Genomic DNA, 26,673 nt, shown 5'->3' with positions numbered 1-26,673 from the left:
GGTTTGGGGGATCCGCCATGAGCGGTTCCGACGAGGGACGGGCCCTGATCTCTGGTACGACACGGGGAGCGAACAGTCGACCTGGGAAACGGCATCGAGCGGTCGTCGCACGACGCGTCGGACGTCACCCCATGCGTGCGAGCGTCGTGCGACGGCTCCTTCGTCTCTCCGGACGCGTGCCTCGCGTCCTGGTCCTTAGTCTCTTCTCACTGATTCTCGCTGTGTCCGTGCTCGGCATGGTGCCGAGCTCAGCTCAGGCGGCGCTGCCGGGCGCCTTCGTGGTCAACAGCACGGTCGACGCCGTCGACGCCAACATCGGCGACGGCGTGTGCAAGGCGGCCGGGGGGAACTGCACGCTGCGCGCCGCGACTCAAGAGGCGAACGCGAAGGCCGGTCCTGACGTCATCCACATCCTCCCGGGCACCTACGCGATCGGGCTGGCGCCGATCAACGAGAACGCCGCCAACGTCGGCGACTTCGAGATCACCGACCCTGTGACCATCGAGAAGGCCCCCGACTACCTCGGCGACGTGATCATCGACGGGGGCACGCCCCTGCCGAGCTCGCCCGTCATCGCTCGGGGCCTCGACCGGCTCTTCGAGATCCACCCCGGTGCCGGGGACGTCACGATGCGGAACGTCACTCTCCAGAACGGCTACAGCCCCGAGGAGGGCGGCGCCATCCAGAACTGGTCGCTCGGCAAGCTGACGCTCGACGGCGTGACGGTCAAGGACAGCTATGCCGAGAAGGCTGGTGGCGGGGTCAACAACGGCGACGTCCACGACTACCCGTGGACGACAGAACCGCCCAGCCTCGATCTGCTCCCGTACGGCCGGATCGACATCATGCGCTCGACGTTCACGGGCAACGGCTCGGGCGGCGGCACCGGTGGCGCCATCAACAACACCTCGGGCGGGACCATCACCATCTCCGCCCAGACCAGGGTCACCCTGAACCCCGGCCCGATCAAGCCCGACCCGCTCGACCCGGAAGAGATGGTCCTGGCCGACCCGTCCGACTACCCGATCGCCGCCAGCGCGATCGCCAACCTCGGGGAGTGGCAGGCCGTCGGCACCATCAGGATCTCGGACTCGACGGTCTCGCTCAATGCGGCCGAGGGCAACGGCGGCGGCGTGCTCAACGAGGGTGACGGCATCGTCGAAGTGACGAACTCGACGCTGACCGAGAACCACACGTCCTCGAGCGGCGGTGGGCTCTACACCGAGGGTGGCAAGGTCACCGTCTCCGGCAGCACGATCTCCAAGAATGACGCCGCCAACGGTGGCGGTCTCTACAGCGGCGGCCACGAGTCGCAGCACGGACTGCGCGGCACCTTCACAGTCAAGAGCACGCAGTTCATCGAGAACACCGCCGAGAACGGCGGTGGTCTGTTCAACGACGGTGATGCGCAGATGTCCGTGACCGACTCGACCTTCGCGCGGAACCACTCGTCCGACCACGGCGCCGCGATCTCCAGCGAGGGCCGGGCGAGCCTGACGCTGACCCGGGTCACGGTCCGCGACAACGAGTCCTGGGGCGAAGGCGGTGGCGTCTGGACCCACAGCGAGCGCAAACAGGTGATCGCTGACTCGACGTTCACGAACAACCACGCCGGCGTGCCGCACCTCGAAGAGGACGGCCTGATGTCCGACGACGTCGCAGGCGGCGGCGGCCTGCACACCGACGGGGGTCTGGTCACCGTCCGGGGATCGACCTTCGACGGCAACGACGCGACCGACGAGGGCGGCGGCCTCAGCCTCCACAACCTGGGCGACATCGAGATCGTGGACACCACGATCACCAACAACCACGCGTTCGACGGCGGCGGCCTGGAGAACAGCGCCCACGAAGTCACGTTCCGTCGTGTGACGATCTCCGGCAACCGGGCCGCTGAGGCTGGCGGCGGCATCTACAACACCTCGAGCGGCGAATTCCACATCAACGACTCGACGATCCGGGGGAACACCGCGCAGATCGGCGGCGGTCTGGCCAACGCCCCGGACCAGGCCATCATCGTGCGCGGCTCCCTGTTCCTGAACAACACGGCGCGGATCGGGACCCCCGGCGAGGACGGCGAGCTCCCGGAGGAGGCCGGCAGGGGCGGCGGCATCATGAGCTTCGCCGACGGCGACTCCCTCTACGAGAACACCACGATCTCGGGCAACAAGGCCGCGGTCGCCGGAGGCGGGCTGTTCCACGACGCCGACGGTGAGCTCCGGCTCGTGCACATGACCATCTGGCGCAACTCGGCGCCCACTGGTGGAGGCATCGGCGTCGTCGAGTCCGACTTCGTTCCTCCAGTCCCGCCGGCGGCGAACTCGGCGGTGATCCTCAAGAACTCCATCGTGGGCGGGAGCGTCAAGGGCGGCAACTGCGACTGGTACGTCCGTTCGGAGGGCGGCAACCTCGAGACCGGGGAGAAGAACACCTGCTTCCTCGCGGTCACCGCGGAGACCGCCGAGAGTCCGATCGAGCTCGGCGTCCGTGACCGGCGCGGTGACCCGCAGCTGTTGGCGATCGCCGACAACGGCGGACCGACGCTGACGCACGCCCTCCAGTACGGCAGCCTGGCCATCGACTCGAGCAAGAAGCCCTGCTCTACCGTCGACCAGCGCGGGATCGTGCGGCCCCAGAACGGACGCTGCGACGCAGGCGCCTACGAGTACGTCGGAGACCCGCCGGTCACCGACAACCAGCCCCCGGAGACCGAGTTCAACTACCCCGAGGACGGGCCGTTCCAGGACGCGCTGGAGACGATGGCGTTCCGGTTCCGGGGCACCGACAACCAGACCGCACCGCACGAGCTCAACTTCGAGTGCCGCTTCCTGGAGCTCGACCTGGTCGAGGAGCCCGAGCCCGTCGCGCCGTGGGACCCGATCCCGCCCGAGGAGATGTGGAACGGCTGCTCGAGCCCCTGGTCGGTCCCGCTGCCGGAGGAAGGGCTGTTCAGGTTCGAGGTGCGGGCCATCGACCGCGCGGACAACACCGACCCGACACCGGTCAGCCAGCTCATCAGCGGCGTGGGGATGACCCCGCCAGACACCAAGATCGTCGAAGCCCCCGGCCTGACGCCCGGCCAGACGGTTCCCCCCGCCCCGGCGACGACGCCGAGGACGAACAGCCGCTCCGCGCTGTTCAGCTTCATGGCGATCAGCGACTTCACGCCCTCGCAATTCGCCGAGTACGAGTGTCGCCTCGACAGCCGGGACCCGGACATGTGGTTGGAGTGCTTCAACCCGACCATGTTCTCCGACCTGGCCACCGGCCTGCACACCTTCGAGGTGCGGGCAATCGCCGGCGAGGCAGCGGGACCCGACCCGACGCCGGCGCGCTACACCTGGCGGGTCGGGCCGGATCCGGACGACCCCGGCGCCACGCCGATCAGCTGCGACGAGGCCAACATCACCCTGACGGCAAGCGCGGACGGCTGGGCCGACCAGGTCAACCCGCTCGAGAACTACTGGACGATGACCGAGCTCGAGGTCCGCTCCGGCGCGACCGATCCGGGGAACGGCCAGCCGCTCACGCCGCAGAACGCGCGGTCCTTCTTCCGATTCCCGCTGCAGTCCGACGCGCCCGACTGCGAGCTGGAGTCGGCCACGCTGCGCCTGTACTCGGGCGGCCACACCGAGGACCGAACCCTGGCTGCCGTGCCGCTTGCCGAGACCTGGAAGGAGAGCACCCTCACCTGGGTGAGCCAGCCAGACCCCGTCCCGGGCGGGATCGGCGCGACCACTGCCGCCGGCGAGGGATACCGCGAGTTCGATGTCAAGGCGCACATCGAGGCGATCTTCGCAGGAGAGCTGCCGAACCACGGCTGGGTGATCCGCGACCGGCACGAGAACGACCTCGAGGGCGGCGACCAGAACTTCATCTCCAGGGAAGCGCCCCAGGATCCGCCGGAGATCACCCTGCCCGAGCTCGAGCTGCGCTTCGAGCCGGCCGACACGCCGCCTCCTCCGCCGCGCGACGACACGCTCGTCGACCGCGTGGTCGCGTGCGGTGAGGTCATCACCGAGAGCACCCGCCTGATGGCCGACGTGACCGGCTGCCTCAGCGAGGGCATCGCCATCGGCGCGCCCAACATCATCCTCGACCTCAACGGGCACACGGTGAGGAGCGGCCTGCTGCTCGAGCCGGGCGAGGAGGACAACCTGACGCCGGGCATCCGCAACGGCTACCCCAACGTCGAGATCCGCAACGGCACCGTCACCAACTACGGCTACGGCGTCCTGCTCGGCCCCGGCTCCACGCACAGCGAAGTGCATGACATGACACTGGTCCGCAACGCCCTCACCGGCGTCCAGCTCTTCGACGCGGACAACGGACGGATCGGGAACTGGGTCCACGACAACGTCTTCGACTCCAACGGCGAGACCGGCCTCCAGCTCATGAGCGGCACCGAGGGCGCGCTCATCGAGAACAACTACTTCGTCTCCAACGGGATGTCGATCCACCTGTTCGACAGCCACCGGAACCTGATCCGCAACAACACCATCAGCGGCATCATCATCGACCCGGCCCTGGACTCCGATGCCGGCATCGTGCTCGACAACGGCTCGCGGAACAACGTCCTGGAGAACAACGACATCAGCGACACCGGCGACGCCGGGATCGTCATCCACCAGGGCTCGCACGGCAACATCGTGCGCGGTGGTGTGCTGGTGCGGAACGGCGACGCCGGCGTTATCGTGCAGGACGCGGACCGGATCGAGGTCGACGGCATCCTTGCCCACCAGCAGTCGGACGGCGGCGTCGTGCTGTCGAACTCGAGCAACAGCGTCGTCAAGAACAGCGACCTCCGCTACAACCCGTCGGGCGTCGACGCATCCGGGACCAACAACCTGATCGTCGAGAACAACAACGCCTCCAACTCGCTCCAGACAGGCATCGCGCTGGGCGACGGCGTCAACATGATCGTCCGCAACAACACGGCCAACCGGACCGGCGGCGCCGGGATCTCGGTCGACGCCTCTGCTTTCGACGCAACCGGCAATGCGGTCGGTGGGGCGCTGGTCGAAGGGAACACCACCAACGAGAACGCGGAGAGCGGGATCTCCGCCACCACTGCGCGGCACACGATCCGCGGCAACACTGCAAACCTGAACTCCGGCTACGGCATCGAGGCCGGCGAGGAGTCCGTTGCAGGCGAGCCGCCCGACCCGAACCGGAACATCGACGGCGGCGGCAACAAGGCCGCCGGCAACCACTCCGACGGCGTGACGCCGGGCCTGCCCGACGCGGTCCAGTGCCTTGGCGTCGTCTGCGAGACCGTGGACCCCGGTGGCGTCACCGAACCCGACCTCGAGGCGCCCCAGACCACCATCACGGTGACGCCTCCCGCGGTGACCGGGAACGAGACGTCGGTCTTCGAGTTCACGGCGAACGACGGCCCCACCGGTGACCCGGTGACCGCGATGACCTTCGAGTGCCGCATCGACGCGCCACCGGACCCGCCGGTGCCGCCCGAGGACCCCGAGCTCGAGCCGCCCGACCCGACCGAGCCGCCCGACCTCCCCGAGCCGCCGGAGGGTGAGTTCTGGGTCGCGTGCTCGAGCCCGCTGACCTACCTGAGCCTCGAGCCGGCCATGGACCACCACTTCGAGGTCCGCGCGGTCGACCAGGCCGGCAACTTCGACCTCACGCCCGCCGAGTACACCTGGCGGATCGAGGCGGGCGTCCACGAGGACGGCACCGAAGAGTGCGGCCCGGGCGAGACCCTCGGCGTCGACTGCAAGGTCGCGGGCGCCGCGCCCGACACCCGGATCACCGCCGCGCCCGGCGAGCTGATCACCGACGCCGCGGGGACGCGCTACGACACGACGAACCAGGCGGCGACCTTCAAGTTCACCGGCAGCGACAACCTGACTGCGGGCTACAACCTCAGGTATGAATGCCGGACGTACTTCGACGAGTTCAACGACGAGCTCACGCCGGCCGACATCCCTGAGACGTTGGAGTGGGGCTCGTGCGGGTCGCCGAAGTCGTACGCGAACCTCGCCCACGGCGGGCACATCTTCCAGGTGCGGTCCGTCGACCTGGTCGCGAACAAGGACACGACCCCGGCCTCGCACGCCTGGTGGATCCACCCGCCGCCGCCCGACACGACTGCGCCGGACACCGAGATCGTGTCCGGACCGGATCCGACGACCGTGCAGACCAGCGCGACGTTCACCTTCACCGGCAGCGACAACCAGACCCCGACCGAGGAGCTCGCGTTCCAGTGCCGGCTCGACGGGGCGCTGGAGGCCGGTCAGCCTGCCTGGACGACGTGCACCTCGCCGTACACGGTCAACGGGCTGACTCCAGCACAGCACGTGCTCCAGGTCCGCGCAGTCGACCTGGGCGGGAACGTCGACGACGTCAACGGCAGCGTGGACAACCCGAGCGCGCCCGTCGCGGACGACCCGAGCGACGGTGTCCCGGCGGCCTACGTGTGGAAGGTCGGCACCGCCCCGGTGACCAAGACCGTCTTCTGCGGCCAGAAGGTCACCCAGAGCATCAAGGTCAACAACAACCTCGCCGACTGCCTCGCCCACGGCCTGATCGTCGGCGCCGACAACATCACCATCGACCTGAACGGCAAGACCATCGACGGCAAGTCGATCGGCGCCGCGATCCTCAACAACGGTTACGACTCGGTGACGATCAAGAACGGCCGGCTGACCGACTTCGACTACGGCGTGATGCTGAACAACGGCGCCGAGCTGAACATCGTCGAGGGCATCACCGCGGACCTGAACCAGGACGCGGCGATCAGCCTGGGCCACGGGACCTTCCCGGAGGACCCGAACCTGGCGCCCGCCGAGCCGGTGCCCGGCTTCCGGTCCGGCGTCGACAACAACATCCTCCGGTCGAACACCCTGGTGTCCAACAAGCGCGGCGTCTGGCTGCTCAACGGCGCCAAGGACAACGTCGTTCGCGGCAACCTGATCGGCTCGACGAGCGACGAGGCGGTCTGGATCGAGCGCGCCGAGTCCAACCTGGTCGAGGGCAACGACATCCAGTCCGCCAGCAAGGGCGGGGTCCTGCTCGAGGGCGCGACCGACAACACGATCCTGGAGAACTCGATCGTCGGGGCCGGAAGCGGCGTCATCGTCCGCGCCACCACGAGCGGCACGATCGGCATCGAGTCGACCGGCAACCTGGTCCAGGGCAATCACATCAGCGACAGCGCCGGGCCCTCGCTCGAGATCGAGAGTTCGAGCGCCAACCAGCTGATCGACAACATCGGCGAGCTGAGCGACTCGTACGCGATCGAGCTCTACCGCGCCAACGACAACCTCGTGCGAGGCAACGACGTCAGCGGCAACAAGGGCGGCGTCTCGCTGAGGGAGTCGACCGGCAACCTGATCGAGGGCAACGACACCAGCAACTCCGACTCGACGGGCATCACGCTCGAGTCCCAGTCGTTCTCGAACACGCTGCTCAACAACAGCTCGAGCAACAACGTCGGCGGCGGCATCTACATCGGCGACGAGGCGCCGGCCGGCCAGGGCACCCTCGTCCAGGGCAACACCACCAACTCGAACAAGAGCGAGGGCATCAAGGCCTCGAAGCCGAGCCACATCTTCAAGGACAACGTCGCCACCGACAACGACTCCTGGGGGATCTACGTCGGCGACCCGTCCAACGGCAGGGCGAACATCGACGGCGGCGGCAACATCGCCCAGGGCAACGACGGCCCGCTCGGCGTCGACCTGAAGCCGCAGCAGTGCTACAACATCAGCTGCCTCGGCGGCCCGGGTGGCGGCGACCAGATCGCTCCGAACACCAACATCCTGGAGACACCGCTCGACCAGAGCACCGAGAGTGTCGCTGTCTTCCGGTTCACGGGAGCCGACAACTCCAGCCCGGTCACGTTCGAGTGCCGGTTCGCTCCTCAGGCCGAGTTCGCCGACGCCGGCTGGCAGGCCTGCACCAGCCCCAAGACGTACCAGGACCTCGTCAACGACACGTACTCGTTCGAGGTTCGCGCGGTCGACTTCTCCGGCAATGCCGACCAGACCCCCGCGAGCTACACCTGGGCGGTCGAACTGGGCGACTTCAAGGCCTCGATCGATTCGGCGCCGGACCGGGTCACCGTCGACACGGGCGCGACGTTCGAGTTCTCGGCCAACCGCAGCACGGGCGTGGACTTCCAGTGCGTGCTGCAGCCGGCCGGCGGCGCCGTTGACTGGGCCTCGGCGTCTGCCTGCACGTCGCCGAAGACGTACGCCGGCCTCGAGCCTGGCCAGTACGAGTTCTGGGTCCGCGCCACCGATACCGCGACGAGCACCTACGACACGCAGATGTACGCCTGGACGGTCGGGCCGCCGCCGGTCGCCGCCCGCGTCAACTGCGGTCAGATCCTGACCGAGAGCACCCGGGTGCTCAACGACCTCGTCGACTGTGGTGGCCACGGCCTCATCGTCGGTGCGCCTGGCATCACCATCGACCTCGACGGCCACGTCATCGACGGCCTCGGGCTCGACGCCGGCATCCTCAACAACGGTCACGACGACGTCACCATCACGAACGGCCTCATCACCCAGTTCCTCTACGGCGTCCAGCTCAACCCCGGCACCGCGCGCAACGTCGTGCACGATCTCCGGATCGAGGGGAACGAGGAGGCCGGGATCGCACTCTCCGACGCCGACCAGGGCGCCGACGGGAACACGATCCGCGACAACTCGATCGTCGCCAACGAGATCGGCATCGCGCTCTACACAGGCACGCGTCACGCCGTCATCCGCGGCAACACGCTGGCCGCGAACCTCGGAGAGGGCGCGATCGTCCTGGAGTTCGCCAGCGAGAACCTGATCGAGGGCAACCAGATCGGCCAGAGCGCCGCAAGCGGCGTCTCCCTGCTCGGCGGCGGCAGCAACACCGTGACCGACAACGTCCTCAAGGACAACGGCGGCATGGGGATCATGGCCGGCGACGACCTGCTGCAGTCCAACAACAACCTCATCCAGCGCAACACCATCCGGGGCGGCCAGGGTGGCGTCATGGTCGCGGGCGACGGCAACACGGTCATCAACAACGAGGCCCTCGGCACGACCGGCCCCGGCGTGACCGTCGAGCTCGCCACCAACACAGTCGTCAAGGGCAACGACTTCAGCGGCAGTGCTGGGGGCATCGTCGTCGGCGAGGCGACGAACACCCTGATCGAGGCGAACAACGCCAGCGGGACCCTCGGCTCCGGCATCGAGGTCGGCGAGTTCTCCCTCGACTCCGTGGTCCGGGACAACACCGCAAGCGGCAACGGGGGCGCCGGGATCGAGATCACCGAGTCGTCCGTCCTCGACCGCGGAACTCTGGTCGAGAACAACACGACGGACGCCAACGGCGGCGACGGCATCTACGTCGAGGGCGCCGGCCACGAGATCAAGGGCAACGTCGCGCAGCTGAACGGCGGCTGGGGCATCTACTCCGTCGGTGCAGAAGACGGAGGCGGCAACTTCGCGGCCGGCAACATGGAGCCTGACCAGTGCTTCGGCGTCGTGTGCGAGCTCGGCACGGTTCCCGGTGCGCCGGACACCTGGATCGTCTCGGGCCCCCAGGACGCCAACGCGGCAACGCCGGCGATCGAGAGCAACAGCCGCAACGCCAGCTTCACCTACCTCGGCGCCGACGACACCAGCCCGATCACCGACCTGGTCTTCGAGTGCCGCCTCGACTCGACGAACTCGCTCGCCTGGGAGGACTGCGAGTACCCGGCCGAGTACCTCAACCTCAGCCCCGGCGAGCACACCCTCGACATCCGCGCCATCGACATGCTCGGCCAGGGGCTGGCAGATCCCACGCCTGCCAGCTTCACCTGGACCTACGTGCCGCTGCCGACGGGCGTGGCGCCCGAGGTGATCCTCGACGTCGTGCCGGAGACGCCGACCTTCCTCTTCGACGCGATCTTCACCTTCCACGCCAACGAGCCGGACGTCACCTTCCAATGCAAGGTCGACGCCAACGGGTACGAGCCGTGCGGCTTCGAGGCGGCCACGTACATGAGCCAGGGCGCCTACGAGTGGGCGCTGGCCGAGAACGAGGTCGGCCAGCACACCTTCTCCGTGCGCGCCATCGACTTCGAGGGGAACGTCGGAGCGCCGACCACCTTCACCTGGGAGCTCATGGGCGTCAACGTGGTCGTCACCGACGGCCCCGGCTTCGTGCCGGCGAGCGGCGGTCCGCAAGGCGACCCGGCCACGGGCGGCCCGACCGCGAGCACCTCAGCGGAGATCACCTTCGAGGCCAACGTCGCGGACGCCCAGTTCTGGTGCCGCTTCGACAGCATGGACCCGGGCGACTACTTCCCGTGCGAGTCGCCGTTCCGCGTCGGCCCCGCGTTCGCCGGTGACACGGAGTACCCCGACCCGCTGCTTCCGGGCGATCACGTGCTCGAGGTCTACGGCGAGTCCGAGACGATGGGCTCCGCGGCGGAGCTCGAGCCTACGGTCTACGAGTGGGAGGTCGTCGACGCGATCGACACGCTGCCGCCGGAGACGACGATCGAGCGCGCTCCCGTCACTGCCGACCTGAGCTCGACGGTGTTCGAGTTCAGTGGTGTCGACGACCTGACGCCGGAGTTCCTGCTCACCTTCGAGTGCCAGGTCACGAACGGCACCGCGCCACCGAACGACCTCAACTGGGTCGCGTGCACCAGCCCGTTCAACCTGCTCGACGCGTACTCGTACGCCGATCCCGAGATGTCGATGGCCCAGCACACGTTCTACGTGCGCGCCGTGGACATGTCCGAGCCCGAGTTCCCGAACCCGAACCAGCCCGAGTTCGAGGGCAACCCCGACCCGACGCCGGCCTCGTTCACCTGGACCCCGGTCGCCGACACCCGGGACCCGGTCGTGAACATCTCCGGCGGCCCGGCCGACGGCGCGACCGTGGGCCAGGAGCCCGAGCTGTACACGTTCTCCGGCCTCGACAACGCCACGCCCCTCCTGCTGCTCGAGTTCGAGTGCGCGGCCTATCTCACCGCGGCCGGCGTCGAGTCGGCCGAGTGGGCGTCGTGTGAGTCGCCGGTGGCCGGCGGCTACGACATCAGCGGTCTGGAGCCCGGCGCCTACACCGTCGCCGTCCGGGCGACCGACCTCGCGGGCAACATCGGACCTGCCGCTACACGCGCGGTCACGGTCTCGGGTGCGCCAGTCGTGACGTTCCTCAGCGGTCCGGACGGCCGACTCGACCCCGTCTCGGGCGAGCCCGACGGCGCGAGCGGCACCGAGAACGCCGTCTTCACCTTCGAGTCCGACCAGCCCGGGTCCACGTTCGAGTGCTCGGTCGACGGCGCAGACTACCTGCCGTGCGGTGGGACAACCCTGCCCGCGAGCGGCGCGGCCTGGGTCGTCGACAACGGCGAGCACCAGTTCTCCGTCCGGGCGACGAACGCGCAGGGAATCGTCGGCGAGGAAGCCGCCTACGAGTGGCTCGTCCAGCTCAGTGCCGACGTCAACGCCCCGACCTCGCAGTTCCGCACCGGACCGGAGAACGGCACACTGCTCCAGGAGGCCATCTTCACCTTCACCGGCACCGACAACCGGACGCCGTCGGCGGACCTGGCCTTCGAGTGCGCCCTCGACTCAACGACGTCCTGGAACTCGTGCACCTCGCCCGAGCAGTTCTCCGACCTCACCCGCGGCACGCACACGCTGCGCCTGCGGGCTGTCGACGCCGCCGGCAACATCCAGGCGACGCCGGCCGTGTACACCTGGACCGTCGCGCCTCCGCCGGTTGTGACGATCCTCTCCGGCCCCGGTGTCGACCAGGAGGAGACGACCGACCGGACCGTGACCTTCACGTACTCCGCCGACGTCAGCCCGGTGACATTCCACTGCTGGCTCGACGGCAAGTTCAACCCGCACGCTCCGGGCGACCCGACTAAGCCCGCCCCGTGCGACCCGGCAGGCGAGACCTACGCCGACCTCGGCATCGGCGAACACCTGTTCGCGGTGCGCGCGGTCGACGAGTTCGGGAACATCGGCGTCTGGGAGGACTCGGAGTTCCGGGTCACCCCGTCCGAGGCCCGGATCACCTCCGCCCCGGCGAGCGGGACGAACACGACGGCGTCGTTCGAGTTCACCAGCGACCCGTCCGACCCCAACGCGGTCTTCTACTGCTCGCTCGACGACCGTCCGTTCTCACTGTGCAACGACACGCCGGTGGACGGCTCACCGGGCACCTACCGGAAGACCTACACGAACCTGTGGGCCGGTGAGCACACCTTCCAGGTGCAGACGCTCTACACCGGCGTCGATTGGCAGGGTCTGCCGTTCGAGCACGACCCGATCCCGGCCGAGCACACCTGGACGGTTCAGGACTTCACGGCGCCCGACACGACGATCGAGTTCGGGCCGCCCGCGACCACGACGAGCACCACCGCGTACCTCCAGGTCAACTCCGACGACCCGACGGCGACGATCGAGTGCACGCTGACCGGCCCGACCGGCACCGAGCAGGGCGAGTGCGAGCCCGGAGTCATCACCGAGTTCACCGACCTGGTCCCCGGCGACTACACCTTCAGCGCGGTGGCCACCGACCTGTCCGGCAACGTCGACCCGAGCCCGGCAACGCACGAGTGGACGATCGGCACGCCGAGCGGCCCGCCGAACACGCCGGTGGGAGACAACGTCACGGTGACGGTCGGCGACGTCAAGGTGACCTACTTCGAGGTCGAGACCGCCGGCACCACGACCGCCAACCGGCTCGGTGGTGGGCCGTCGCTGCCCGAGGGCTACGGCGGCGGGAAGTACTACGAGATCTCGACGACCGCGGTGTACTCCGAGCCGATCACGGTGTGCATCAACTACGACCCGGCCGACTTCGGCGGTTCCAAGTCGCTGCGGTTGCTCAGCTTCGACGGCGAGGTGTGGCTCGACGTCACCACGCTCCACAACCCGTTCTCCACGCCGGCCCGGGTGTGCAGCAACATCGCCGAGGACTTCGGTCTCTTCGCGATCGCGCGCGCCTCGTCCGGGATGGCGCCCGAGACGTCGATCCTGTCCGGGCCCGAGGGCCCGCTCGGCCCCGACGGCCTCCCGACCTCGACCAGCGGCTCCGCAACGTTCGAGTTCTGGACCGACCAGGAGAACGCGATCACCCAGTGCTCGCTCGACGGGGACCCGTATTTCTACTGCGAGTCGCCGCTGACCGTCGGCCCGCTCGAGGAGGGCGGCCATGAGCTCCTCGTCCAGGCAGTCAACGACTTCGGCTGGATGGACCTGACCCCGGCGCTGTACGAGTGGGAGGTCATCGGGCCCGACGTCACGCCACCCACGACCACCATCACGAGCGGTCCGCCAGAGGGCTCGCAGACTCCGAACTTCATCTCCAACTTCGAGTTCGCCGGCACCGACGACATGACGCCGACTCTCGAGCTCGAGTTCGAGTGCACGCTCGACGGCGAGGCCATCGGGGGCTGCGAATCGCCTGAGGAGATCGAGGTCACGACCCCGGGCGAGCACACCCTCCTCGTCCAGGCGATCGACGGCGCCGACAACATCGACCCCGTGGGTGCGACCCGGACCTGGACGGTCGTGGACATGTCCGGACCGGACACCGAGATCCTCGTCGGTCCCGAGGAGGAGACGACCGAGACCAGCGCGACCTTCGAGTTCGAGGGCTTCGAGCTGCTCAACGACGAGCCCGTGAACCAGTTCGAGTGCGCCCTCGATGACGGCGAGTTCGCGCCCTGCTCCTCGCCGCACACGATCGCCGGCCCGCTCGGCGGCGGCGTGCACGTCTTCCACGTCCGCGCGGTCGACCCCGACGGCAACAAGGACATCTCGCCCGCGTTCTACGAGTGGATGATCCTCGGGGCCGACGACACCACACCGCCCGACACGTTCATCACCACCTACCCGAACCCGGCGAACTCCGGCCCCGACGTCACCTTCGGCTTCGCCAGCAACGAGCCGGTCGAGTCCTTCGAGTGCTCCTGGGGCACCGGCACGCCGCCGGCCGCGCCCACGACGTGGGAAGAGTGCGAAACCGTCTTGCTGCTCGAGGCCCTCGACTCCGGCCAGCACTGGCTGTGGGTGCGCGCGCTCGACGCCGCGGAGATCCCCAACGTCGACCCGACACCGGCCGGCCGCGACCGCGGGTTCGGGCCCAACGACACCGAGCCGTTCGTCTGGACGACCACCGGTGAGCCCGAGACGATCATCGACTCCGGGCCCGCAGACCCGACCGGGTCGTACACCGCGACCTTCGAGTTCCACTCCGACCAGCCCGGCGCCACCTTCCAGTGCTCGGTCAACGGGTCGCCGTACGTCGGTTGCTCGTCCGGCTATCAGGCCGGCCCGTTCCTGCCCGGCGAGGGCGGGGAGCCGGAGGAGCACGAGTTCGAGGTCCGCGCGGTCAACCAGTACCGCAACGCCGACGGCGAGCAGGTCATGGATCTCTCACCCGCGACCTACACCTGGACGGTCCAGGACGTCACGCCGCCGGAGACCGAGTTCCTCGGCGCGACAGAGATCGGGCCCGAGCAGTTCGTGGACCCCGGCCTTCGGTTCACCTTCCGCGGCGACGACGAGCAGGCCTCCTCCTTCGAGCTCGAGTTCGAGTGCGCGATCACCAACTCGACCGCGGGCGACGCCCCCGTGTGGGAGGGCTGCGGCGAGCCGGCAGCAGGCGACTCGTTCTTCCACGAGATCGCATTCGAGGACTATCTGGAGTCGCCCGGCGACTACACCTTCCAGGTCCGCGGCGTCGACCTCGCGGGGAACGCCGACGAGACGCCTGTGCCCCAGCCCGCCTACGAGTTCACGATCGAGGGCGAACCGGAGACGGCGATCGACACGGTCACGCCTGCGATCGCCGAGCCGGACCTCGAGACGACCAGCACCACGGTGACCTTCACCTTCTCCGGCACCGGCGCGTCGTTCCTGTGCAGGCTCGACAGCGAGACGGGTCCGTTCGTCGAGTGCCCGGGCGGAGCTCCGGGCCAGGCCACCTACACCGACGTGCCCTATGGCGAGCACGCGTTCGAGGTCGCCGCGGTCGGCGAGCACGGCACGCTCGACTCGACTCCCGCATTGTTCGAGTGGGTCAGCGGCACGAACGTCGCGCCCGACGTGACCATCAACCAGGCGACCGCGCCGCCCGCGACCGGTGGCACCGCGACCACGGGCACGATCGAGTTCAGCTCCACCGACCCGCAGGCCACCTTCCTGTGCGTCCTCGACGGTGGCCCGGAGCTCCCGTGCATCTCGCCGATCACCTACACCAACCTCCCGGCAGGCGAGCAGAACCCGCACGCCTTCGAGGTGACCGCGACCAGGGCCGACCTGCTGCCGAGCGTCCCGCTCAACACGGCGCTCCACGAGTGGGTGATCGCCGACGAGGCGGCTCCCGAGGCGAGGTTGCTCGAGCCGCTGCCGACCGACCCGAGCGCCGACGAGGTGACTTTCACCTTCACCGGTAGCGACAACGGCACCACCGCGGCGAACCTCGAGTTCGAGTGCCGCCTCGACGGCGGCGAGTGGATCCCGTGCTCGTCACCGCACACGATCCCGGACCTGACCGGTGGCGAGCACACGTTCGCAGTGCGGGCGATCGACGAGACGGCCCTCACCAGCGCGCCGGTGTCCCACACCTGGGACGTCATCGCTCCGCCGCTGACCACGATCACCAACCAGGTGGCCGGGGCCGACGTCCCGGCCGGTGAGACCAGCGCGAGCGCGACAGGCGAGCTGTCGTTCTTCGACCAGCCGGGTTCGACGTACGAGTGCCGCCTCGACGCGCAGTACGCGGCCGACCCGGACGCCGTTCCGTGGGAGCAGGACTGCACGTCGCCGTACCCCTACGACCTGGCGAACGGCGAGCACGTGTTCGAGGTCAGGGCGAAGACGCTGCCGCTGAACGGTCAGACCATGACCGAGAGCCCGGCCGCGGAGTACTCATGGATGATCGACGCCGCCGACACGACGGCGCCGAACACCGCGATCAACCTCGGCCCGGCGAACCCGACATCGAACACGTCCGCAACGTTCCTCTTCGACGGCACGGACAACCTGACCGCGGCCGCGGACCTGACCTTCGAGTGCTCGCTCGACGGCGCGACGTTCGAGGGCTGCGCGAGCGGCGACGTGTACGCCGACCTCGCCGTCGGCGACCACACCTTCGCGGTGCGGGCGATCGACGGAGCCGGGAACACGGACGACTCGCCGGCTGAGCAGGCCTGGACGATCGAGGCCCCGACCGCCAACAACACCGATGTGGGCACGAACGTCGCGGTCTCCGTCGGCGGCGCGAACATCACGTTCGCCGAGGTCACCGCGGCCGGCGCGACGTCGGTCTCCACCATCACTGCTGGCTCGGCGCCCGACCTGCCGAACGGCTACGACGCGGCCGACGCGCTCTACTACGACGTCTCCACGACGGCTCAGTTCGTCGGCAACGTCACCGTGTGCCTGCCGTACGACGCACTCGTCGACGCGCACGTCCTGCACTTCGACGGCGAGTGGGTCGACGTCACGCTCGAGCAGCAGGGCGGCCTGGTCTGCGGCGTCGTCAGCAGCCTGTCACCGTTCGCGGTTGCCGAGGCCTCCGCGGAGGTGGCTCCGGACACGACCATCATCCAGGCGCCGGAAGACCCGACCGTCCAGACGACCGCCGACGGCGCCGACGTGCAGTTCCAGTTCTCCTCCACGATCGACTCCGTCGAGCACCCCGCCTCGTTCGAGTGCCGGCTGGACGCCGAGCAGTGGAGCTCGTGTGACTCGCCGTACCAGTTCAACGCGCTGTTCGGCGAGCACACCCTCCGCGTCCGCGCGCTGACCGACACCGGCGTCCTGGACGCGACGCCTGCCGTCTACACGTGGACGGTCCTCGCCCGGCCGGTCGCGACGGTCGACTCCGGTCCGGAGGACCAGGAGCCGAGCACCCCGGACGTGGAGAACGAAAGCCGGACAGCGACCTTCGAGTTCAGCTCCGACCAGCCCGGCAGCACCTTCGAGTGCAGACTGACCAGCGAGGCCGGCGGCACGACGTGGCAGGCCTGCACGTCGCCGAAGACCTACCAGAACCTCGCGCTCGAGGAGCACACCTTCGAGGTGCAGGCGATCAACGCCGCCGGCCACGCGAGCTTCCTGCCCGCGCAGTTCGAGTGGGAGGTCGCCGACCTCACGGCCCCGCACGTCACGATCGACAGCGGGCCGACGGGCACGGTCGACGCCTCCACGGCGACGTTCGACTTCTCGGCCGGCGAGCCGGTGATCTTCGAGTGCTCGCTGGACGGAGCCCCGTTCGGCGCGTGCCAGTCCGGAATCCGGTACACAGGCCTCGAACGCGGCTCCCACACGTTCGATGTCCGCGCCGAGGACCTCTCCGAGGGTGAGAACGCCAGCGAGACGGTGCGCCGGACCTGGACGGTGGCCGACCTCACCGCGCCGGTGATCACGATCAGCGAGAAGCCGACGGCCACGACGTCCGAGACGACCGCACAGTTCAGCTTCAGCACCAGCGACAACTGGGGCGGCGCGGTCACGACCGAGTGCCGCCTCGAGGGAGGCACGTTCGCGCCCTGCACCTCGCCGAAGTCCTACTCCGGCCTGTCGGACGGCGAGCACACGTTCGTCGTGCGGGCGACCGACTCCGCGGACAACGCGCGGACCGAGACCCACACCTGGACGGTGGAGGACGTCGTCGATCCCGAGGCGCAGATCACGAACGTGACCAGCGGTTCCCTGGTCGTCGAGTTCACCGGCACCGACGACCACACGGCTGTCGGCGACCTCCGGTTCGAGTGCCGGGTCGACAGCGCGGGGTACGGCGCGTGCACCAGCCCGAAGACGTACACCAGCGCCGAGCTGAGCGCGATGTCGCCCGGCGACCACACCTTCCAGGTGCGCGCCATCGACCAGGCCGGGAACGTCGGGCAGCCCGACAGCCGCACGTTCACGGTGGCCGACACGACCGCCCCGAACACCACGATCACCGGTGCCCCGACGAACAACACCACGAACACGAGCGCGAGCTTCGCGTTCGCCGGCAGCGACGACGGGACTCCGGCGGCCGGACTCACCTTCGAGTGCAAGCTCGACACGGGCAGCTTCGAACCGTGCACCACGCCGAAGGCCTACACCGGCCTCTCGGTGGGTCAGCACACGTTCGAGGTGCGGGCGAAGGACCAGGCCGGCAACACCGACCAGTCGTCGGCCAGCCGCTCCTGGACGATCCAGGCTCCGGCCGACACGACGGCGCCCGACACGTCCATCAGCGCCCAGCCGCCAGCGACGACCGTGGAGACCAACGCGTCGTTCGGCTTCACCTCGACGGAGACCGGATCGACCTTCGAGTGCAAGCTCGACACGGGCGGGTACGAGCCCTGCACGACGCCGAAGGCATACACGGGTCTCGCGGTCGGCCAGCACACCTTCTCGGTCCGGGCCAAGGACGCCGCCGGCAACCAGGACCAGAGCGCAGCGAGCTACTCGTGGACGATCCAGAGCACCACCGTCAACTGCGGCGCGACGCAGACCTTGACGGCCACCAGGGACGCCTGGATCGACGCCGGCAGCACAACGTCGAACAAGGGCTCCGACTCGACCCTGAAGGTCATGTCCAAGAGCGGCGGCAACCTGCGCGCCCTGGTCGGGTTCAACCTGCCGACGATGCCGCCGGGCTGCACGGTCGCGAGCGCAACGCTCCGCCTCTACGCCAAGTCGGCAGCCAGCGGCCGCACGGTGCAGGTCTTCCAGCTCGGTGGGTCCTGGACCGAGGGCGCGGTCACCTGGGCGAACCAGCCGGCGACCACGGGCCCGGCAGTGACGACCAACTCCGGCACCGGCTACCGCGAGTGGAACGTGGCCGGGATGGTGCAAGCCATGTACACGGGTGCGAACCACGGCTTCCTGCTGGGTGATTCGAACGAGGACCAGGACGCCGAGCAGCAGTTCCACAGCCGCGAGGAGAGCACCAACCGGCCGCAGCTCGTGATCACGTTCGGGACCGGCGCACCGCCGGACGGCGTGCCCGAGACGCAGATCACCGGCAGCCCGCTGCCGGCCACCTCGAGCACCTCGGCCTCGTTCACCTTCACCGGGACCGACGACACGACGCCGGCCGGCAGCCTGACCTTCGAGTGCCAGCTCGACGTCCCCGAGACCTCGTCGTGGGCCCCGTGCACCAACCCGAGGAACTACTCGAGCCTCGCCGACGGGTCGCACACCTTCCGGGTGCGGGCCAAGGACGCCTCCGGCAACGTCGACCCGACTGCCGCCGTCCACGCGTGGACGATCGACCGGACGGAGCCGGAGACCGTCCTCACGGGCGGACCTGCGGCGTCGACGACGAGCAAGAGCGCGCAGTTCGCGTTCCAGTCCCCGGAGTCCGGTACGACGTTCACGTGCTCGCTCGACCAGGGGCCCTACAACGCGTGCACCTCGCCGAAGGACTACACGAACCTGTCCGTCGGCCAGCACACCTTCCGGGTGCGCGCAACCGACGCGGCCGGCAACACGGACCAGACGCCCGCGAACCAGCAGTGGACGATCCAGTCGGGCGGCACCCCGGTGAACTGCGGCTCGGCGCAGACCGTGACGTCCGTCGCCGACGCGTGGATCGATCAGAGCAGCGCATCGGCGAACAAGGGCGGCGACTCGATCCTCAAGGTCATGTCCAAGGGGAGCGCCAACCTGCGAGCACTGATCCGGTTCAACCTCCCGACGATCCCGGCAGGCTGCGTGGTCGACACGGCGAAGCTGCGCCTGTACGCGGCCTCCGCCTCCGGGAGCCAGCGCACCCTCCAGGTGCTCCGGCTCGGCGGGTCATGGACGGAGAGCAGCGTGACCTGGGCGACCGCGCCACAGACGACCGGCGCGGCGGTCACGACGACGTCGGCAACCGGTTACCGCGAGTGGAACGTGGCTGCGATGGTCCAGGCGATGTTCTCGAGTGGGTCGAACCACGGCTTCCTGGTCAAGGACGCCACCGAGGGTCAGGATGCTGAACAGCAGTTCCACGCACGGGAGAAGGGGAGCAACCTTCCCCAGCTCGTCCTGACCTTCAAGCCGGCTTCCTGAGTAGCGCGCAAAGCCCGATATCGGCGGAAGCCGGCAGACGGGTAACGATGAATCAGTCACCGCGTAGTGGAAGGGACCGACGGATGATCAAGCGGACACGAACCTATGGCTGGTTCATGCTGATGGTGCTCCTGCTCGTACCTCTCGCCGGCTGCTCCGGTGACGACGACCCCGAGGGCGAGAAGGGTCCGAAGGCGGTCGCGGCTGACGCCTCAGTCTTCGGCAGCTTCGTGGGCAAGGTGTCGGGCACGACGGCCTTCGTGGCCGTCGTGGCCACACCGGCAGAGGGTGGCTCCGGCGCAGTCCAGATCTACCTCTCCGACGGCAAGGGCTTGAGCGAGTTGTTCTCCGCGCCGATCTCGGACAACAGCTTCACAGCGAAGTCAGAGGACAAAGACGTGGAGACCGAGGGCGAGCTGACCGCCGACTCGGTGACTGGCACGGTCGCGCTTCCGAGCGGCAGGACGGTCGAGTACGAGGCCACACCACCCACTGGCTCGGCGGGTCTCTACGAGTTGACGGTCACGCGCAGCGGAGAGCTAGGCGGCGCGTCCGCCGCCGGTCTGGGTGTGACGGGTCAGATAGCGCTCGGCAACCGGGGAACCGGAACGCTGAGCCTGGTGGACGGCAAGCGCCTCAAGCTTGCCGTCACCGGGACCCGCGCCGGTGACGTGACTCACGTCCGCGCCGGGCAGGTTCGCCTGATCGTCCTCTCGAACGGCGAGCTGCGAGGCGTGGCAAAGGGTCGCTCATCGAAGGGCGACCCGCGCGGGTTCTTCATCCGGTCCGCCTGATCCCGGGACTAGGACGAGGGCGCGACCACCACCCGGACCGTCGTTCCCGCATCCTCCGTGGACAGCACCTCGAACGTACCCCCCAGAGACTCCGATCGCTCCCGCATGCTCCGAAGGCCGAAGCTGTGCGCGGACCGCGGAGCGCCCGGATCGAACCCTCGCCCGTCGTCGCTCACCGTCAGCACCACGGGCTTGCCGCCCAGCTCGAGGACCACAGACGACGCACCCCCGTGCCGGGCGGCGTTGCCCACCGCTTCCCGCGCGATCCTGATCAGCGCGTCCCGCCACTCCACCGGCGTCTCCACGGATGGGTCGATCCGCAGGTCCAAACGGACGTCGGCTCGGTCCGCGACGTCCTTGGCCGCCAGCCCGACGGCCTGATGGAGCGGCTCGTCTAGTTCCCGGTTCAGCGCGGCGATCGCCCCGCGGGACTCGTCGAGCGCCCGGCTCGCGGCGTCGCTGATCCGCCGCACCGAGGCTTCGTACGGCGTGCCACCCACCTGCTCCAGGAGCCGCCCTCCGTGCGTCGCGATGTAGGCCAGCTCCTGTACTACGCCGTCGTGCAGGTCCCGAGCGACGCGTCGGCGTTCTGCTCGCACCGCCGACCGAACCAGCGCAGACTCCAAGTTGCTGATCTCGGAGATGGCGCCGTAAAGGAAGGCGATGATCGCGCAGAGCCAGAGGATCTCACCGCCGTACAGGAGCTCGGTGAACCGCGACGGGATCATGGCGTAGTAGATGAACGCGCACGACGCGATGGCCGACCCGACCGCCATCCAGCCGACGAAGTCGTCCCGATAGCGATCGGCGAGTCGGGCGAACGCCGCGGCCGCCACGGCGTAGCCCACCGAGGTCCCCAGGTCGATCCCGATCTTGACTGGGTGGCCGCTCAGGACGTCGAGGTCGGTGAACTCGTCGTCGTCAGGCACCGTCGGGAATGCTGTTGGCAGCCAGTCGTGCACTGCGTTCATGGCCAACGCCAGCGCCACCACCGCGAAGGAGCCCAGGACCAGCACCACACCGGCCACCCTCGGGGAGTTGTCGATGCGCCGGTCCGTCAGCAGCCCGGCCGCCGCGAGCAGGCTCGCACCGAGCACACCGCTGACCGCCGTTCCCCACACGATCGGGTGGTCGCCGGCAACGGTGTCGTCGAGGAACATCGCGTTCGCGGCGAACAACCCGTTCTTGACGGCAATCACGACGACGCCGGCGGCGAGGACGAGATTCCGGAGAGACCCGTCACTACGGAACCGGCCGAGGAGCACGGCGGCGAGGACGATCAGGACCAGCGCGTCGGCGGTCTCCAGAGCCACGTGGAACCGACGAGTGCCGAAGGTCGGGTCGAAGTCGATGGCCTCGAAGACCAGCGAAAGCACCGCGCAGAATGCCAGTGCACACACGACGGCCCGCCGCACGCCGAGTCGCTGCAGAGGGGTGCCGGTCGACCGCACCTCGGAGATCTCGACGCGGGGCTCGGCCGGCGCGGGCATCACACGATCCGGTCCCTGATCGCCCTTACCGCGATCTCGCCGCGGCTCTGGGCCTGGATCTTGACCAGCACGCTCGCGACGAGGTCTTGGACCGTGGACTCCGCGACACCTAGAGCAGTGGCAATCGGCGCCGGAGCCTCCCCGTCAGCGATCCGGGCGATCACGTCCGCCTCGCGAGCCGTGAGCCGGTTAGGGCCGGTGGGCTTCCGCCCGGGAGCGTCCACGTGGCGCAGCAGTCTCGGTGCGATCCTGGGGGAGAAGTAGGCCAGGCCGGCGGCGGCATCCGACACGGCGCGGACAAGGTCGTCGACCGGGCCGTCCTTCAACACGAACCCGCGTGCTCCCGCCAAAACCGCACGGAGGATGTCCTCCTCATCCTGGGAGACCGTCAGCATCACCACCCGGGTGTCCGGATCCCGTTCCAGCAGCAGCCGGGTGGCCTCGACCCCTCCTAGTCCGGGCATGCTCAGGTCCATCACGACCACGTCGGGTAGGAGCTTCGGCACCGACACCAATGACGCCTCGCCGCTGCTGACGTCGTCGACGACGTCGACGCCACAGTCGGTGAGCAGGCCCACCAGTCCGTCGCGGTAGTACGTGTGGTCGTCGACCAGTACAACCCGGATCGGGCGCTCCATTGCGCTCTCACCCCCGCTTCAGGGAGATCCCCAGAGCCCCCACGCCATCACCCGCGGGTATCGACTCGCAATCCTTCTCCAACGGTGCATCATCTGCTCGATCGGCGCGACGAATTGGAGCAACCCGACATTGAACGGTATCAATTCCGATAACAGAGCGGCTTTCGTGTCGGTGGGCGCAACAGGGATCGAACCTGTCCGACCAACGACTCATTGCCACCCCCGACCGCGCACGAGGACGGCCCCGCCCAGCAGCTCCAGCACAGCCGGACGGGGCCATAGCCGACCGAGTTGATCCCCCGAGAAGCCAGCTACGAGGTGTAGTACCCGCGGCGTAGGGCGTCACCCTTCGCATTCGTGTCCGCTGGACGGTCTCGATCGGTAGGCCTAGCGGCCCCTGCCGGGTGCTCTCAGATGCCGGCAGGGGCCTAGCCGCGCGCGGAGGGGGATCGGACCTCACCGTGGCCCCGAGAAAGCGGCCTTCGGTGGCGCTACCCCGCCCTGATGCCGGCCATCCGCCGTCAGCGGCCCGCGGAAACCAGATCCGAGACGCCGCGGAAGAAGCGCGCGGTTCGAGCAGGTGGGCCGCTCCCGATGTGGGTACCGCACAAGCAGGCCACCCCACCTGCGATTGGCGCTGGGCTCCGTCGCAGGATCCGGCGGCAAAGTTGCGTAGCGGGTGGGGTGGTCTCTTGGATCAACGGCGGAGGTGCCGCGAGGGCACGGCCTCCGGTCGCTCGACAAGCCCGGACGCACGGCGCCCCCCGACCCGACCAGGGGCCGAGGTCAGAGGAGGTTCTGGTGTCGGTGGGCGCAACAGGGATCGAACCTGTGACCGCCTGCTTGTAAGGCAGGAGCTCTACCGCTGAGCTATGCGCCCGAGGTGCCGCCGTCCAGAACGCGGCGGCGTCAGGCTACTGGAGTCCCACACCGCCGACCGAACCGAGGGACCGGAAAAATAAGCCGAACCGCTGGCGTCTCGGGTCACCAGCGGTTCGACGTCTCGAACTTTAGCGACCTCGTGTCACGCCTCCAAGGCAATCCGGAGATTCCATGAAAAATTCATCCGAAAGAACTAGACCGCTTGATCCGATGGGACTACGAGTCGACGGCGGCGCGCAGCTGCTTGAGGTGCTCGTCGAGGTCGCGACCGTCGGCGTAGGCGTGGTGCACGGCCCAGGCGACGTTGCCGTCGCGGTCGACGACGTACGACGACCGCATCGGGCTGCCCCGCTTCTCGTCGAAGACGCCGTAGGCCTTGGTCACCTCGCCGTGCGGCCAGTAGTCGCTGAGCAACGGGAAGTTGAGCCCGTCGGCGTCGGCCCACGCGCGCAGCGCGAACACCGGGTCGCAGGAGATCGCCAGCACCTCGGTGTCGAAGGTGAGGAACTCGTCGAGCCGGATGCGGATGGCGGCCATCTCCCCGGTGCACACGCCGCTGAACGCGAACGGGTAGAAGAGGATGAGCACCGCCTTGGTCCCGCGGTACGACGAGAGCGTGGTGTCCTGCCCGAACTGGTCCCGCAGCGTGAAGTCGGGCGCGGGACCACCGAGCGAGAGACCGGCCTCGGTCACGAGTCCCCCGCCTCGACGAGCTCGCGCTTGAGGACCTTGCCGGTCGCGTTGCGGGGCAGCTCGTCGAGGAAGACCACGTCGCGCGGCACCTTGTAGCGGGCCAGGTTGGACTTGACGTGGCCCTTGACGTCGTCCTCGGACACGTCGGCGCCGTCCGCGCAGACCACGAACGCGCGCAGCCGCTTGCCGTAGTCGTCGTCGTCGACACCGATCGCGGCGACCTCGGCGACGCCGTCGAGCTTGGAGATGCAGTCCTCGACCTCCTTCGGGAAGACGTTCTCGCCTCCGGAGACGATCATCTCGTCGTCGCGGCCCTCGACGTAGAGACGCCCGTCGTCGTCGAACCGGCCCACGTCGCCGGTCGACATCAGGCCGTCGACCATGTCCTTGTGGCCGCCGCCGGTGTAGCCCTCGAACTGGAGGTCGTTGCCGACGAAGATCCGGCCCGACTCACCCGCCGGCAGCTCCTTGTCGTCAGGGTCGAGGATCTTGACCACCGTGGCGTGCGGGACGCCGCCGGCGGAGCCGGGCGCCTCGCGCAGGTCCTGGGGGGTCGCGATGCTCGCCCATGCGACCTCGGTCGAGCCGTAGATCGAGTACAGGTTGTCGCCGTAGCGGTCCATCCACTGGATGGGCAGGTCGCCGGGCAGCGCCGAACCCGACGAAGCCACCGCCTTGAGCCGCGGCAGCGGGTGCTGGTCCAGCTTCTCCTCGGGCAGCGCCAGGATGCGTTGCAGCATCACCGGGATGACGACCAGCGAGTCGCACTCGTGGTCGGCCAGGAGCTCCAGCGCGTGCTCGGGGTCGAACTTCCGGGTCAGCACCATCGTGGTGCCGAGCAGCATGGCGAGCTGGTAGTGGGCGAAGCCCCACGTGTGGAAGAGCGGCGCCGCGATGTGGCAGGTCCAGCCGGCCTTCAGCGGCATCCGGGACAGCAACGAGACGGCGGCCGGGATGCCGCCCTGCGGTCGCGGCGCGCCCTTGGGTGTGCCGGTGGTGCCGGAGGTGAGGATGATCGTGCGCGAGGTGTGCTCCGGCGGGTCGAGGTCTGCGTCCGAGCTCGCGGACCGGATCAGCTCCTCGATGGTGTCGGGGCCGGCGTCACCGTCGGTCCACCCGATCACCCGGTCGGCGATGTCGACGCCGTCGAGCAGGTCGGTGAACTCCTCGTCGTAGACGACGACGCGCGGGTCCTCCCTCTCCACCACCTCGGCGAGCTGAGGCCCGGCGAAGGCCGTGTTGAGGTAGAGCACGTCGGCGCCGAGCTTGTTGATCGCGATCGAAGCCTCGATGAACCCCCGGTGGTTGCGGCACATGACGGCGACCCCGTCACCCTCCGAGACGCCGCGGTCCGTGAGGGCCCGCGCCAGCGCGTTGGTACGGCGGTGCAGCTCGCCGAAGGTGACCTCGCCGCGCTCGTCGATGATCGCGATCCCGTCGGGGTTGCGGACCGCGAGCGCCCGGAAGCCACCCGCCGGGGTCGTACCCCACCTGCGGAGCGAAGTGACGATGCCGACCAGCGTGCGCGGCCCGTAGGGGCGGACGATCCCGGACTCGACCAGGGTCTTCAGGCTGAAGGCGGCGTCACGCGCCCGGACGGACATCGATCCCATGAGGGCGACGCTACCCACTGCGATGTCCCAGCATGCCCCCGGCGCCACCAGCCGGACCGGTCACCCGACCGTCTTGGGCGCGATCAGCTTGGTGGCGACCCAGTCGTTGCTGACCGCGGCCGTCGTCGTCAGCGCCAGGCCGGCGATGGGCGCGGCTTCGGCGATGTCGGCCGGGTCGACCGCGTTGGGCCGACCGACCTTGGGCGTCAGCAGCCAGATCACGCCGCCGCCGACGAGATCGGTGATCGAGTCGAACAGCCCGTCGACCAGGTCGCCGTCGTCGTCGCGCCACCACAGCACGACGGCCTCGACCACGTTGCCGTAGTCGCTGTCGACCATATCGCCGTCGATGGCGTCCTCGATGGCGATGCGCAGCTGGTCGTCGGTGTCCTGGTCCCACCCGAGCTCTTGGACGACCATGCCCGCCTTGAATCCGAGCCGGCTAGCGGGTCCGCTCGAATCGGTCCCGCCTTCCGCGGTCGCGCTCACGGGTTCCTCCAGTCCATTTCATTCGCTCGGGAGCGGAGCCCCCGTGCCCTTCGCGGGGGTCG

Annotated in this window: 7 protein-coding genes and 1 tRNA gene; 2 read left to right on the top strand and 6 right to left on the bottom strand. The window is 68.9% G+C overall.

All coding sequences use genetic code 11. The features are described from left to right. Nucleotides 1–221 precede the first annotated feature (221 nt). On the top strand, nucleotides 222–20,012 hold the full coding sequence (locus tag SHK19_RS08835; RefSeq protein ID WP_322938426.1) for a right-handed parallel beta-helix repeat-containing protein: 19,791 nt from the start codon (nucleotides 222–224) through the stop codon (nucleotides 20,010–20,012). 122 nt (nucleotides 20,013–20,134) lie between these two features. After that, nucleotides 20,135–20,806 carry a hypothetical protein gene (locus SHK19_RS08830; RefSeq protein ID WP_322938425.1) on the top strand — a complete coding sequence of 224 codons (672 nt, stop codon included), beginning with the start codon at nucleotides 20,135–20,137 and terminating at the stop codon, nucleotides 20,804–20,806. 8 nt (nucleotides 20,807–20,814) lie between these two features. Here the strand turns inward: SHK19_RS08830 and SHK19_RS08825 are convergent, their stop codons facing one another. From SHK19_RS08825 to SHK19_RS08800, 6 genes are all read right to left on the bottom strand, one after another. Beyond that, a complete protein-coding gene (locus SHK19_RS08825) occupies nucleotides 20,815–22,296 on the bottom strand; it encodes a sensor histidine kinase (protein WP_322457392.1) in 1,482 nt (493 codons plus the stop codon). Further along, nucleotides 22,296–22,934, bottom strand: coding sequence for a response regulator transcription factor (locus SHK19_RS08820; RefSeq protein ID WP_322938424.1), 639 nt, complete (start codon nucleotides 22,932–22,934; stop codon nucleotides 22,296–22,298). Before SHK19_RS08820 ends, SHK19_RS08825 begins: the two co-directional genes overlap by 1 nt. Before the next feature lie 808 nt (nucleotides 22,935–23,742). Further along, nucleotides 23,743–23,814, bottom strand: a tRNA-Val gene (locus SHK19_RS08815). A 218-nt stretch (nucleotides 23,815–24,032) separates the two neighbouring features. Next, nucleotides 24,033–24,509, bottom strand: a complete 477-nt coding sequence (locus SHK19_RS08810; protein WP_322457394.1) for a peroxiredoxin — start codon at nucleotides 24,507–24,509, stop codon at nucleotides 24,033–24,035. After that, a complete protein-coding gene (locus SHK19_RS08805) occupies nucleotides 24,506–26,122 on the bottom strand; it encodes an AMP-binding protein (protein ID WP_322938423.1) in 1,617 nt (538 codons plus the stop codon). The genes SHK19_RS08810 and SHK19_RS08805 overlap by 4 nt, the downstream gene beginning before the upstream one ends. Nucleotides 26,123–26,182: 60 nt before the next feature. Beyond that, nucleotides 26,183–26,542, bottom strand: coding sequence for a DUF3052 domain-containing protein (locus SHK19_RS08800; protein ID WP_405030465.1), 360 nt, complete (start codon nucleotides 26,540–26,542; stop codon nucleotides 26,183–26,185). Nucleotides 26,543–26,673: the final 131 nt, after the last annotated feature.

The sequence above is a fragment of the Nocardioides bizhenqiangii genome, assembly GCF_034661235.1.
GTDB lineage: Bacteria > Actinomycetota > Actinomycetes > Propionibacteriales > Nocardioidaceae > Nocardioides > Nocardioides bizhenqiangii.
Note: the sequence above shows the minus strand (reverse complement) of the source record. Positions and strands in the feature narration are given on the sequence as shown.